Source organism: Candidatus Thermoplasmatota archaeon (genome assembly GCA_029907305.1).
In the GTDB taxonomy this organism is placed as follows: Archaea; Thermoplasmatota; E2; order DHVEG-1; family DHVEG-1; genus JARYMC01.
Genome location: JARYMC010000037.1, coordinates 1 through 13,088 on the forward strand (window position 1 = coordinate 1; position 13,088 = coordinate 13,088).

Consider the following 13,088-nt stretch of genomic DNA (forward strand, 5'->3'; position numbering starts at 1 on the left):
TGTTCAGTTTTGTTAGGGATACTGTGCTTGACCCATTTCTTGGAAGTGGAACTACCTCTTTGGCGGCTAAGAACCTGAATAGAAACTCAGTTGGATATGAAATAAACGAGGAATTTTTACCTATCATAAAAGAAAAACTTGGACTAAAACAAAGTACTATTTTTCAAAATACCAGTTTTGAGATAATCAAGCAAGAAGATATGAGAACAGACTTTAAAGAAGAGATTAAAAGATTACCTTATATCTTCAAAGATCCTATAAAATTTGATAAAAAGATTGACCCCAGAAAATTAAGGTTTGGCTCTAAAATAGATAATTCTCATTCTGAAAGAGAAACATATTATACTGTGAAAGAAATAATCTCACCAGAAATTTTGATTTTAAATAATGGATTGAAAATCAGGTTATTGGGGGTAAAAGAGAATCCAGAAAAGAATGGAGAGGCTATTCAATTTTTAAGAGAAAAAACCTGTGGACAAAAGGTATTCATAAAGTTCGATACTACAAAGTACGATGAGAAAAACAACTTGCTTTGTTATCTTTATTTATGGAATAAGACTTTTTTAAATGCCCATTTGATTAAAAATGGTTTGGCTGATGTGGATGTTGCAAAAAATTATAAATACAAATCTAAATTCTTAACTTATAGGGGGAGAGTATAATGGCAAAAGAATGGATATTAAATCAGGCGAATATGAGGTGGGGGCTGACTAAGAAAAACAAAGTTGGTCCAGTTTCAGAATTGATAAGAAAATGTTCCCCTAAGTCCTTGAAGGATTGGGAGGAGTATTATTATAAAAATGTATACTCCAAACAGCATTTGGAAGAACTTGGGAGAAGGCTATACATAAAGATAACTGAAGTATGTCAAGCAGAAATAGAAAGCATAACAGAGGAGGATTGTATTGATTTTATCATCAATTTGGTAATTGGTAGAACCTACGATGGCTATCAGTCTGAAATACAAACCATTTATGGGCAATTACAAGAGGCATTAGGTGTTAAAGTGGAACCGGCCCCAGATGAATGGGATAGAGGATACAATGTTGATTTCTTCATTAAGGTGAAGGAGAAATATATTGGGCTTCAAATTAAACCAGCAGGATATGCTTACATTACCCAAATCATCAACGAATTAAAATTTCAAAAAAAGACACACGAGAAATTTACTGCCAAATATGGGGGTAAGGTATTCTATGTTATCTCAGTAAAGGAAGGGAAAAAGAAGATTATCCATAACCCCTCGGTTATTGAAGAAATCAGAAAAGAAATTGAGAGATTGAAGGAAAAATGACGCCACCGCTTCGCCTAACACAGCATAAAAGGTTTGTTGCCTTATGGCACTCACCCAAATCCTTACGCTAACGCTCAGGACCTCTTTTATGCTGGGAACGTTATATTCAATTTTTGGTTATTTGTAATGTCAAGTCAGATGGGTAACATTTTTTTAAGGAGAAGATGTAACCTTCATGTTGCATATGCACAGAGGGATTACCAGTGTTTTCAATTATCACACCTTGGTCAATGATGTTACCGATGTCGTTTGGCATTACATTATTGCAAATTATTTAAATAAATCGTAATCTATATGTTTAATATGATACTTGAAACATCAACTTTAATTTGGTTAATTCCTCTAATTATTTGGGAATTGATTTGGAAAGGCATTGCTTTATGGAAATCTGGAAGAAATAATCAATTGAAATGGTTTATCGCCATTTTTATATTGAATACTATAGGTATTTTACCAATTATTTACTTAAAATTCTTCCAGAAGAAGTGATGACCAAAACTCTTCGCCAATTTCTGCCTTCAGCAAAAACCGTTGCACTTTTGCTCGGTCTTTGCTATACAAGACGAATATAGCAGGGATTATACCAACAATAAATTAACAGAAATGTTTATAGAAACATTTATTTATAATCCTTAGTATCGCAAACAACAATCAATTAAAATTAAGGGGGAGCAAAGTGAAATACAACACCATAGAAACACGAAGAGAAAAAAATGTTGTTACTGTTGCTCTTAACAGACCTGATGTTCACAATGCTATGAACGAGCAGCTGATGAAAGAACTCACACTAATTTTTAAAGAACTAAACAATGACGAAAACGTAAGAGCTGTTGTGTTAACTGGTAACGGCAAATCCTTCTGCTCAGGTGCTGACCTTAACTGGATGAAAAGCATGATAAGCTATTCAAAAGAAGAGAACATAAAAGATAGTAAACTACTCTTAGATCTGTTTGAATCTATTTACAACTGCGATAAACCTGTTATCGGTCGTATAAACGGTGCTGCTTTTGGTGGAGGACTAGGTCTCATAGCGGTTTGTGACCTCAGCGTTGCATTACCTGATCTGAAGTTTGCTTTTAGTGAAGTAAAACTAGGTCTTATACCAGCTGTTATATCAACATTTGTTGTGAAACGCATTGGTATTGCTAACATGAAACGACTGTTTATAACAGGTGAAAGATTTGATTCTAACCATGCAAAAGAAATAGGGTTAGTTGACTATGTTGTGCCAGAAAACGAGTTTGATTTGACTGTTAAAAAATATGTTGAGCTGGTTTGTTCCTCTGGGCCAAATGCTGTTAAAGAAATCAAAAAACTTACAAATAACTATGAAAATTTGGATGAAAAAAACTACAAGAAATTTACTGTTGAAAAAATAGCTGAACTAAGGGTATCAGATGAGGGGCAGGAGGGTGTAAGCGCTTTTCTGGAGAAAAGAAAACCTAGATGGGGGTGCTAAACAAGGTGTTTAAAAAAGTTCTTGTGGCAAACCGTGGTGAGATCGCTGTTAGAGTGATACATGGTTGTCAGGAGATGGGGATTAAAACTGTTGCCGTTTACTCAGATGTTGATGCGAATGCGCCCCATGTGAACCTGGCTGATGAAGCAGTCAACCTAGGTGATCCTACGCCGTCTGAGAGTTATCTGAATATATCCAAGATTATTGAGGCTGCCCAGTCTGTTGGTGCTGAGGCTATTCACCCAGGTTATGGTTTCCTAGCTGAGAACCCTGATTTCCCACAAGCCTGCAGCGACAAGGGTATAAAGTTTATTGGCCCATCTGCAAAGGTTATTGCTATGATGGGTGATAAGATAGCTGCGAAGAAAATCATGGAAAAAGCAGGTGTGCCTGTTATACCTGGTTACCATGGTCTGAAACAGGATAATACTACATTAGTTAAAGAGGGAAAAAAAATCGGTTTTCCCCTTTTGGTCAAAGCTGCTGCTGGTGGTGGCGGCAAAGGTATGAGGATAGTACATTCCGAAGAAAAACTAGAACAAGCTATTGAGAGCGCTAAACGCGAATCTAAATCTGCTTTTGGTAACGACACAGTCTTCTTGGAAAAATACTTGGATAAACCTAGACATATTGAGTTCCAGGTATTAGCTGATGAACATGGTAACGTTATACATTTGTTTGAGAGAGAATGTTCCATACAGCGTAGACATCAGAAGATTATTGAGGAGACTCCATCACCTGTTATGACACCTCAGCTTCGTGAAAAAATGGGTAAAGCTGCTGTTAAGGCTGCTGAGGCGGTTGGTTACACAAACGCTGGTACCGTTGAGTTTATGATAGATGGTAACCTGAATTTTTATTTCATGGAGATGAACACTCGTTTGCAGGTTGAGCATCCTATTACTGAGATGACCACTGGTATAGATTTGGTTAAATGGCAGCTTCGTATCGCTGATGGTCAAGAGCTTACACTAAAACAAAAGGATCTTAGTCAGCGTGGACATGCAATAGAATGCCGTATATATGCTGAGGACCCATCAAATGGTTTCCTACCAAGTGTTGGCAACCTAGAGAAAGTTGATGTACCAAACATACCTAATGTTAGGAACGACAGTGGTATCGAGACTGGTATGAAGATCACACCTTATTATGATCCATTGCTTGCTAAACTAGTGGTTTGTAGTGAAAACAGAAAAGATAGTATCAATAAGATGATAAGGGCTCTCTCTAACTATGTGGTGCTAGGTGTTACCACAAATATACCTTTTTTGAAAAAAGTTTTAGAGCATAAGGAGTTTAAAAAAGGTAATATAACAACCCATTTTATTGACAACTATTTCAAGGATTGGACTATCGCAAAGAAAGGTTTACCAGTTGATGCTGTTATATCATTAGCTGTTTATGATGCTATGCATTCTAAGAGAGAGGAGTATGTTAGGTTCAAAGAAGCTGATCCACACTCCCCATGGAAACATGTTGGTAGATGGAGGATGGGGGCTGGTGTATAATGTTCATTAATTATGAGCATAACAATCATGTTTACAACGTGGTGGTTGAGCGGAGAGGAGATCATTATTTCATAATGTATGATAACACAGAGTATACTGTTCAGGCTGAGGAGGTTAAACCTGGTGCATTGAAAATAAAACTCGGCGATCGTATTATAAAAAGTGTGATAACTGAGAGTGAAAAAGACAAGTTTGTTTTTGTAGACGGTGATGTTTTCAATGTCAAAAAAATTGAGCTAACTGGTAGTAAAAAAACAAAGAAGAAAGAAGAGGGTGATATAAACTCGCCTATATCTGGTAAGGTTGTTAGCGTGAAAGTAAAAAATGGTGACAAGGTTAAAGCCGGTGATGTAATTATGGTTATTGAGGCTATGAAGATGGAGTACCTCATACGAGCACCATACGATGGTAAGGTCAAAAAAGTTAATTTCAAAGAGAATGATCAGATTGAGATAGGTCAGACAACTGTTGATCTTGTAAAAACTGGTAAGGGGGATTGATTTTTTTTATGGATGTTATAGAAAGTAGGGTTGATACTGGAAGTAAAGAGTACAAAGAAAATTTTGCTCATTATGAGAAACTTGTTAAAGATCTTAAACAAAAAATCGCTATGGTTTCTAAGGGTGGTGGAGAAGAGAAGATAAAGCTCCATAAGTCTCGTAATAAGATGCTTGTGCGGGAGCGTATAGAGGCTCTCCTTGACCCTGATACTCCTTTTATGGAGTTTAACCCGCTTGCTGCTTTTGACATGTATGATAACAATTCACCTTGTGCTGGTATTGTTACTGGTATTGGTATTGTTCATGGTCGTGAGGTTGTTATTGTTGCTAATGATGCAACTGTTACTGGTGGCACTTATTATCCTATGACTGTCAAGAAGCATCTGCGTGCGCAGGAGATAGCAATGGAGAACAACCTACCATGTATATATCTTGTTGACTCCGGTGGAGCTTTTCTACCAATGCAAGACGAAGTGTTCCCGGATCGTGAACATTTTGGTAGAATTTTTTACAACCAGGCTAAGATGTCTTCAATGCAAATACCACAGATAGCTGTTGTCATGGGTTCTTGTACAGCTGGTGGGGCTTATGTTCCTGCTATGTCTGATGAGACCGTGATCGTAAAAGGAACAGGTACCATCTTCCTCGGTGGACCACCATTGGTGAAGGCTGCTACTGGTGAGGAGGTTACCGCTGAGGAACTAGGTGGTGCAGACGTACATTGTAAACAGAGTGGCGTAACAGACCATTATGCCAATGATGACCTAGAGGCTATTCATATAACCAGGAATATTGTTGAAAACCTTAACCGACCTGAGAAAACATTCCTTGATGTAACAAAACCTGAGGAACCACTCTATGATATAAAAGAGATATATGGTATTATACCCAGGGATTTACGTAAACCTTTTGAGGTACGTGAGATCATAGCTAGGATCGTTGATGGTTCTAAGTTCCATGAGTTCAAAGCCCTTTATGGTGAAACATTGGTTTGTGGTTTCGCACGTATAATGGGTTACCCAGTTGGTATACTAGCAAACAATGGTGTGCTGTTTTCAGAATCTGCTCTAAAGGGAACACATTTTATAGAATTATGTTGTCAACGTAAAATACCATTAGTTTTTCTACAGAATATAACTGGTTTCATGGTCGGCAAAAAATATGAGGCAGGTGGCATAGCAAAAGACGGAGCGAAAATGGTTACAGCTGTTACATGCGCACAAGTACCAAAATTCACTGTCATCATCGGCGGTTCTTTTGGCGCTGGTAACTACGGTATGTGCGGTAGAGCATATGGGCCACGTCAACTCTGGATGTGGCCAAACGCACGCATAAGTGTCATGGGTGGTGAACAAGCAGCTAATGTTTTGTTAACTGTTAAACGTGACCAACTCTGGCGAAAAGGAAAAGAGATGACTGAGAAAGAAGAAAAAGAGATAACAGAACCCATCCTGAAAAAATATGAACATGAGGGAAACCCATACTATAGTACCGCTCGTATATGGGATGATGGTGTCATCGATCCTGTTGACACAAGATTAGTTTTAGGATTAGGTATTTCTGCGTCTTTAAACGCACCTATACCAGACTGGAAACCTGGTGTATTCAGAATGTAAAAGAAGAGGTTTATCAAATGAAAAAAGAAGATACATATAAATGCGAAATCTGTGGAAAAACAACCAAAATATCAGTTAAAAAAAATCCGATGTGTTGCGGTAAACCAATGAAAAAACTTCCTTTGGAAGTTTGTTTACAACCTGCGCACGCTGAACATGCTAGGCCTATGATGGATGAAGATGCATGTGACGAAGGACGCGCAGGTTAAATAATCTCTACATAAATCTCTCAAACCGGTCTTTCGTCACTTTGCAGATAGGACAAACTTCAGGTGGTTCATCTCTAGCGCATAGGTATCCGCAGACTTTGCATCTCCAAACTGGTTTAGACAAATTAGTAAAAACATTTCCTGTCTTTTTTTGTTCCATCTTACCTCTCTTCTCTTTAGGTGGTCTTCGCTCAGGAATTGAACCAAACTGTTTTTTTCCATCAACAACATCTTTAGAGACATACAAACCACAGTAACAAGTCCCGTATTCATCTAAATCAGAGTCACGGTAATCACATGGGCATATTATGTCAAGATCATCAGATTTTTTACCGGTCGCAAGCCTGCAAGGGCATGCTTGATAACCGTATCTTTTTTCGTTTGTAAGAAGACCTTTTATCAGTGCTTTTGTAAAATCTATATCTGGGTTTAGGTGGTAACCAGCGGATTTAGCATCTTTATCTAGTTTTTCGTAAAAAGCATCCACTTCATCGCTCATAACCCAAGTACCTCTTTGATTTCATCTTCTTTGTATCCCACTATACATTTTTTGTTGTTGAATACCATTGTTGGAAAAGAACATGATGGGTTCCATTTTTTGATATCTTCCATTGCTTTGTCTTTGTCGTCTTCATCTAGTAAATCAACATATATGTATTGGTAATCAACCCCAAGTTTATCTAGGAATTCTTTTGTCTTCTTACACCAGATACACGTGCTTAGAGCGTAGAGTAAAATTTTGCCTTTGTTTTTTCCTTTTACATGCTCGAATTTTATCATTTTTTTAACCCCCCTCTTTCGATATATCTATTTAGATATACAAATTCATCTATCTTCTTCCTAGTAGGTCTCTCTTTTTCAGCCTCAACCTGCTTATCAGAAAGAATAGGATCAATCTTATCAGAACGCCTACCAAAAATAACAAGAGCAATAACATCAACATTATCAGGTATACCAAGAATCTCCCTAGTCTTTTTAGGACTATAACCAGCAATAGGATGAGCAACAAAACCAAGCTCAGCTGCCCTAAGAATCATTGCACTAGTAGCCATACCAATATCAAACTGGTAATAAACCCTATCCCTAATTATACAATCATCTTCTCTTCTACCAAGAACAACAATAATCATAGATCCTTTTCTCGCCCATTCATTACCCTGAGACAATGCTTATGCATCTTTTTTAAAACCTCTTTATCGTAAACAAAAACATATGCCATGGTTGATTATTAAAACAAGAAGCGGTAAGTTGCGCACACTCCGCAAGATCTTTTATCAAATCTATGCTGATTTCAACTGGTTCTAAAGACCTATATGCCCTTCTCTTAACTATAGCCTCTTTAACATTCATACTAAATTCTCCCCGAAATACTTGTAACAGATATCTATCAGACTAATATATGATTTTATTATAAACCTAGTCGCCTTGCGATAACCATTCTTTGTACTTCAGAAGTACCCTCACCTATCTGACAGAGTTTAACATCCCTATAGAACCTTTCAAGTGGACGATCCCGCATATAACCATAGCCACCATGTATCTGAATAGCATTTCTTGTAGCACGCATAGCAATCTCAGAAGCAAATAATTTAGCCATCGCAGCCTCTTTGCTAAATGGTTTATTATGATCCTCAAGGTAAGCAGCACGGTAAACAAGAAGACGAGCAGCATCGATTTCTGTAGCCATATCAGCTATCATCCACTGTATAGCCTGATTTTTCCCAATAGGTTTACCAAATTGCTCACGTTGTTTAGCGTACTCAATACTCTCCTCAAGCGCACCCCTAGCTATACCAACCGCCATTGCACCAATAGCAGTCCTACCACGATCAAGAATATTCATAGCACCAATAAAACCCATATCCTTCTCACCAAGAAGATTCTCCTTTGGTATACGACAATCCTCAAAAATAAGCTCAGCAGTTCTACTACCACGAAGACCAAGCTTATCCTCAATCTGACCTGCCCTAAAACCAGGTGTACCTTTTTCAACGATGAACGCACTAATACCTTTTGCACCTTTGGTTTTATCTGTCTTAGCCATAACAGTAACAACCGCAGCTATATCACCACTCGTGATAAACTGTTTAGTACCATTCAACACCCACTCGTCACCATCAAGAACAGCCGTGGTTTGAATCGAAGCAGCATCAGAACCAGCATTAGGCTCAGTCAATGCCCAAGCAGCAACAGCTTTACCATTCAAAAGATTAGGTAAATATTTTTTACGCTGCTCCTCAGTACCCTTCTCATATATATGACCAACACCAAGCGAGTTATGAGCCTCAACAGTTATACCAGTAGAACCACAAACACGTGAAATTTCCTCAAGAGCAATCATATAACTAACACGATCTATACCAGCGCCACCATACTTCTTAGGAACAGTCATACCCATAAGACCCATCTTACCCATCTTTTTGATAAGATCCCAAGAAAAATACTCTTCCTTATCGATTTTAGAAGCAAGTGGCTTGATTTCCTTTTCAGCAAACTCATGTATAGTCTTCTGAAACATCTTCTGCTGATCTGTCAACTCGAAATCCACAAAATCACCATACCCCTGATACAATATGGTTCTAAAAAACCTTTAGGTAAAATAAACCAGATAAAACATAATAAAAAAACCCTTAACCTAAAGGACATTTTATGCTAAAATCACATAAGAGAACTATTATAATATATTACGTATTCCTGGTTATGCCACCTGATTAGACCGTGGCACAAGATTATACAATGGAAAGTGATACTAAATATGATAGAAATAAAAGTACAAAATATTGTAGCATCTACAACATTTGCAGAGAAATTGGATCTAGATGTTATAGCACAATCATTAGAAGAAGCTGAATATGAACCAGAACAGTTCCCAGGGCTTGTATACCGCCTAGATAAACCTAAAACAGCAACTCTTCTTTTTAGAAGTGGTGCTGCTAATTGTACTGGTGCAAAAACTATAGAGGATGTAAAAACTACGGTGAAAATAATAGCAGAGAAACTAGAAAACATAGGCATAAAAGTGTACAAAAACCCTGAGATTGTAATCCAAAATATTGTAGCCACATCTGATGTAGGGGGAGAACTGAACCTTAGTGAGGTAGCTGTAGCACTTGGTTTAGAAAACGTCGAGTATGAACCAGAACAGTTCCCAGGACTAGTATATCGTATAAAGGAACCAAGGGTAGCAATGCTCTTGTTTGGCTCTGGTAAAATAGTCTGCGCGGGTGCAAGAAAGATAGAAGAGATAACAATAGCGGTAGACAAACTATCAAAGGAACTAACTTCGCTAGGGCTTCTACGTAAGTAACAGCATGTTTTCTAACTTTGGGCAATATTTTTCTAAAATCTAAAAAATGAAATTTCAAAAAAAGTTAATAGATAAATTAGATTTGCCACATTTTTATTCAAAAAACGCTTAAATGATTTAAACAGAAAACATATTGCAGTTATAATTATGGATGATGTAGAGATAATACGTAGTAAAAGAAGGAAAAATACGATCCAAGCAAAATTTGTTAAAGAAAAACTTCTGATATATTTACCAAGTGGTATGACCAAGCATGAAGAGAAAAAATGGATAGAAAAGATGATTAAATGGGGTGAGCGACATAAAAAGAGAAAACAATTGAATGACATGGATTTATTTAAACGCGCTCAGGAGTTAAACAAGTTGTATTTTAATGGCTCCCTTGATTTTTCTATCAGGTTTGTCACAAATCAAAACACTCGTTTTGGTAGTTGTACATCTGCAACAAAGTCAATTAGGATATCTGATCGCCTAGCTAAGATGCCAAGATGGGTACAAGACTATGTGATTATTCATGAGCTTGCGCATATTTTGCATCCAAATCACACAAAGAAATTCTGGGAAAAAGTTAATCAATATAAATATGCTGAACGGGCAAAGGGTTATCTTATAGCAGTTGGGATGAAAAAAGATGATGATCTATAAAAGTATATTAAACAGATAACCAACCAAAAGCACTTGTGGTACTGTTATAATTGGTAGCCAAATCGCTGCTTTACGCCCAACATTACTCCATAGAAGCCCTATTTCAGTCACATCTGTAGATACTCCTGCCATCAGGAAAGTAACGCTGTTACCAAATGCATGGGTTTGATTATAAATTTCAAAAGCAAGAGGTGAGCTACCTTCTGAGCAAACTTCGATGATAGTAGCAAAGAACAAAGTAACAAGAAGCCCGAGTAACGATGGCCCCATATACATCATGAACATCTCATGGGTAAGAACGCCGGTGTTAACCAAGGCTCTCACAAATGCAGCCATAAGCATTCCAATAAGAAGCCACCACATAACCATCTTAACAAGAGCCCATGATCCTCGCAATATTCCCTTTGCAGCCTCACTCATGTTATAGCCAGTAAATTTGAAGTTTTTCCATCTCTTTTTAACATCTTGAATAATAGAAAAATCATTTAAAACAGGTTTATCTTCACCATGCACACATTGTTTACATTCAACCATCCCTTTTCGCTCGAGTATCTGGTAAATCAAACCAGTAATAACAGCAATAACTAAAGCAGACATAACTATTAAGAGAGCTTTCCAACCAAAGAAACCAAAAAGGAGAATGGTGATCGGTAGGTTCGCCCATGGGGAGGCAAGTAGAAATGCAACAACTGAAGAAGTATTCGCCCCTTTTTTATAAAGCTCAATAGCAATAGCTAAGATACCATGAGAGCACGCACTCATAAAAAAACCAAAAACCACAGAGTAAATAACTGTTCTTTTACGATGACGAGAAAGATATTTCTCTATGTATTGCCTGGGGATAAAATAATCTATAATGCCACCAACTAGAAAACCGATTAAAACAGCCCACCATATCATCAAAAAATAGTCTTTAAGCGCATAAAAAAATGGGTTAAATATAGGAACTACGTAAGTAACCACCGCGAGGACAATAACAATAATACTCATGATGTAGAATCTTTCTTTGTACCATTTTTTAGCAGGAACAGAACATGATGGACAAGATTTTCCTGATTGAATGTTGTGTTCTTTTTCGTATTTCTCTATGCAATGATTAGAACAAAAATAATATCCATGAGCAGGTATAGTTCCTTTCATCCCACAAATCGGATCGATTTTGTCCTCACTCATTTTAACAAACCTTGATTAAAATTTATTTCAATATTTTCCCTGTTTCCAGATACCATAAATACAAATCTAGTTCAGCTAATGTCGTATCTGTTTTTTCACCGAGCGTTTTTAGTATATTCTCAATTTCCAAGTATTTTCTCCTCGTAAGAGTTTTTGGTTTAGTTATAAGGTTATATTTTACTAGTATATCTATTATATGAAAATCTATTATAGCAAAATCATCGAAACCTATATTCCTAAGGAAATGGCTAGCCTCTTTGTATCCGAGACCTTTAATGTTATTTACAATCCAATCTCTTAAATTGTTACCATTATTTGTTTTTATAGCTTTCATTAACAGGTCTTTTGATTTGCATGATTCTTTTATGTATTTTGCTCTTGTATCTGGGTATCTATGACCATATTCCCTAAGTTTTTTTGCTAATGTTTCTTCAGGGTCTTTTAAAAAACATTCGCCGATTTCGTTTTGTATTTTTATGGTTTTTTCAGCGTTATAGTTTGCTGTTAATATACAGAAGCATAGTTCTTTGAAAATTTCTTCATCTGATTTTTTGTTTAGTTCTTTAAACTCGTTTATCCTATTGTTTATGGTTTTTCCTATTTCGCTGTTTTTTAATGATTTTATTTCTTCTACAAGTTTTTGCATGGTTATCAGTTTGTTGTTTTTTTTTTTGGAATGTGGTCTGGTTTAAAAAAGGATTGGTGGAGAAGGTAAAATCATCTAGTAGAGACATCTAGGTTGGTGAGGAGAGGAGGAAAGGATGGGATATATAAAAAAAATAATTTTTATATCTCCACTAAGAAGATTCTACTTCTCCACTTTCTTTGTTAATCTGAGATATGTAGTTTTTCACCTCTCAATTTTTTGGTTTTTTACCACCTACAACCCCATTATTAACAATTGTTAATGTAATTGCAGTATTTAAACATTTTGGTCAGTCCAGTGTTGCCCGTAAATTAGGTTTTTAGGGAGAGAATCCATATCGTTTTTTTGCATACCTGAACGAGATGGATGTCTCTCGTTTTGTAATTATGCAACTACTTTAAAAATATCACGATGGCGTCCATCCCGTTCCATGGTAGCAGGATGGGATGCAAAAGAAATGAAAAATAAGAAGAAAAGCAAGTATAGTAGACGTAAGTATAAAAGATATAAGAAGGGGGTTTTGGAGGAGATACAAAGGACAGAGGAAGTGGAAGTATACCCGTTGTATTATTAGGTTGAAACGACTCTTGCATAGTAAACCAAATCCTTACCTAGTTCGTCCTCCGAACACTGTGGGAAGACCACCGGCAAACCCAAAAGACATCTTGGTGTTTCTGATGGTCAAACAATTGTTTTGTTTATCTTACCTGGATACAGAGAGTTTTCCTCTT

The 13,088-nt window shown here is 36.8% G+C and carries 18 protein-coding genes; 11 read left to right on the forward strand and 7 right to left on the reverse strand.

Translation table 11 applies throughout. The features are described 5' to 3' along the window. From QHH19_03880 to QHH19_03915, 8 genes are all read left to right on the forward strand, one after another. The coding region (locus tag QHH19_03880) for a DNA methyltransferase (GenBank protein MDH7517463.1) at positions 1-662 on the forward strand (662 nt) is incomplete at its 5' end. Further along, positions 662-1,294, forward strand: coding sequence for an MjaI family restriction endonuclease (locus tag QHH19_03885; protein MDH7517464.1), 633 nt, complete (start codon positions 662-664; stop codon positions 1,292-1,294). The genes QHH19_03880 and QHH19_03885, both read left to right, overlap by 1 nt. A 303-nt stretch (positions 1,295-1,597) precedes the next feature. Further along, positions 1,598-1,783, forward strand: a complete 186-nt coding sequence (locus QHH19_03890; protein ID MDH7517465.1) for a DUF5652 family protein — start codon at positions 1,598-1,600, stop codon at positions 1,781-1,783. Positions 1,784-1,970: 187 nt separating this feature from the next. Then, positions 1,971-2,753 (forward strand): enoyl-CoA hydratase-related protein, encoded by a 783-nt coding sequence (locus QHH19_03895; GenBank protein ID MDH7517466.1) that lies wholly within the window; start codon positions 1,971-1,973, stop codon positions 2,751-2,753. Between the two features lie 5 nt (positions 2,754-2,758). Then, positions 2,759-4,261: an acetyl-CoA carboxylase biotin carboxylase subunit gene (gene accC, locus QHH19_03900; protein MDH7517467.1), complete on the forward strand. Its 1,503-nt coding sequence runs from the start codon at positions 2,759-2,761 to the stop codon at positions 4,259-4,261. Beyond that, on the forward strand, positions 4,261-4,761 hold the full coding sequence (locus QHH19_03905) for a biotin/lipoyl-binding protein (protein MDH7517468.1): 501 nt from the start codon (positions 4,261-4,263) through the stop codon (positions 4,759-4,761). Before accC ends, QHH19_03905 begins: the two co-directional genes overlap by 1 nt. A gap of 8 nt (positions 4,762-4,769) precedes the next feature. After that, complete coding sequence (locus tag QHH19_03910) at positions 4,770-6,377, forward strand: carboxyl transferase domain-containing protein (protein MDH7517469.1); 1,608 nt, start codon at positions 4,770-4,772, stop codon at positions 6,375-6,377. A 17-nt stretch (positions 6,378-6,394) separates the two neighbouring features. Beyond that, complete coding sequence (locus tag QHH19_03915; GenBank protein MDH7517470.1) at positions 6,395-6,586, forward strand: hypothetical protein; 192 nt, start codon at positions 6,395-6,397, stop codon at positions 6,584-6,586. A 7-nt stretch (positions 6,587-6,593) separates the two neighbouring features. Here the strand turns inward: QHH19_03915 and QHH19_03920 are convergent, their stop codons facing one another. The 5 genes from QHH19_03920 to QHH19_03940 are packed head-to-tail and all read right to left on the reverse strand — an operon-like array spanning position 6,594 to position 9,134. Next, on the reverse strand, positions 6,594-7,085 hold the full coding sequence (locus QHH19_03920) for a ferredoxin-thioredoxin reductase catalytic domain-containing protein (GenBank protein ID MDH7517471.1): 492 nt from the start codon (positions 7,083-7,085) through the stop codon (positions 6,594-6,596). Next, positions 7,082-7,363 carry a glutaredoxin family protein gene (locus tag QHH19_03925; GenBank protein ID MDH7517472.1) on the reverse strand — a complete coding sequence of 94 codons (282 nt, stop codon included), beginning with the start codon at positions 7,361-7,363 and terminating at the stop codon, positions 7,082-7,084. The genes QHH19_03920 and QHH19_03925 overlap by 4 nt, the downstream gene beginning before the upstream one ends. Beyond that, positions 7,363-7,716 (reverse strand): nitroreductase family protein, encoded by a 354-nt coding sequence (locus QHH19_03930; protein MDH7517473.1) that lies wholly within the window; start codon positions 7,714-7,716, stop codon positions 7,363-7,365. The genes QHH19_03925 and QHH19_03930 overlap by 1 nt, the downstream gene beginning before the upstream one ends. Before the next feature lie 52 nt (positions 7,717-7,768). After that, positions 7,769-7,936: a nitroreductase family protein gene (locus tag QHH19_03935; protein ID MDH7517474.1), complete on the reverse strand. Its 168-nt coding sequence runs from the start codon at positions 7,934-7,936 to the stop codon at positions 7,769-7,771. 58 nt (positions 7,937-7,994) lie between these two features. Further along, on the reverse strand, positions 7,995-9,134 hold the full coding sequence (locus tag QHH19_03940) for an acyl-CoA dehydrogenase (GenBank protein MDH7517475.1): 1,140 nt from the start codon (positions 9,132-9,134) through the stop codon (positions 7,995-7,997). Between the two features lie 207 nt (positions 9,135-9,341). Between QHH19_03940 and QHH19_03945 the strand changes: the two genes are divergently transcribed. Together QHH19_03945 and QHH19_03950 are read left to right on the forward strand one after the other, a co-directional pair. Continuing rightward, positions 9,342-9,893: a TATA-box-binding protein gene (locus tag QHH19_03945; GenBank protein MDH7517476.1), complete on the forward strand. Its 552-nt coding sequence runs from the start codon at positions 9,342-9,344 to the stop codon at positions 9,891-9,893. Positions 9,894-10,040: 147 nt separating this feature from the next. Continuing rightward, positions 10,041-10,538, forward strand: a complete 498-nt coding sequence (locus QHH19_03950; GenBank protein MDH7517477.1) for a M48 family metallopeptidase — start codon at positions 10,041-10,043, stop codon at positions 10,536-10,538. Here QHH19_03950 and QHH19_03955 read toward each other — a convergent pair. Continuing rightward, positions 10,533-11,711: a permease gene (locus QHH19_03955; protein MDH7517478.1), complete on the reverse strand. Its 1,179-nt coding sequence runs from the start codon at positions 11,709-11,711 to the stop codon at positions 10,533-10,535. The two genes, QHH19_03950 and QHH19_03955, sit on opposite strands and share 6 nt — an antisense overlap. A gap of 22 nt (positions 11,712-11,733) precedes the next feature. Continuing rightward, positions 11,734-12,357: an N-glycosylase/DNA lyase gene (locus tag QHH19_03960; protein MDH7517479.1), complete on the reverse strand. Its 624-nt coding sequence runs from the start codon at positions 12,355-12,357 to the stop codon at positions 11,734-11,736. Between the two features lie 430 nt (positions 12,358-12,787). On the opposite strand from QHH19_03960, the gene QHH19_03965 reads away from it, so the two are divergent. Further along, the gene (locus tag QHH19_03965; GenBank protein ID MDH7517480.1) at positions 12,788-12,931 is read left to right on the forward strand and encodes a hypothetical protein; all 144 of its coding nucleotides are present in this window, start codon (positions 12,788-12,790) and stop codon (positions 12,929-12,931) included. Positions 12,932-13,088 lie beyond the last annotated feature (157 nt).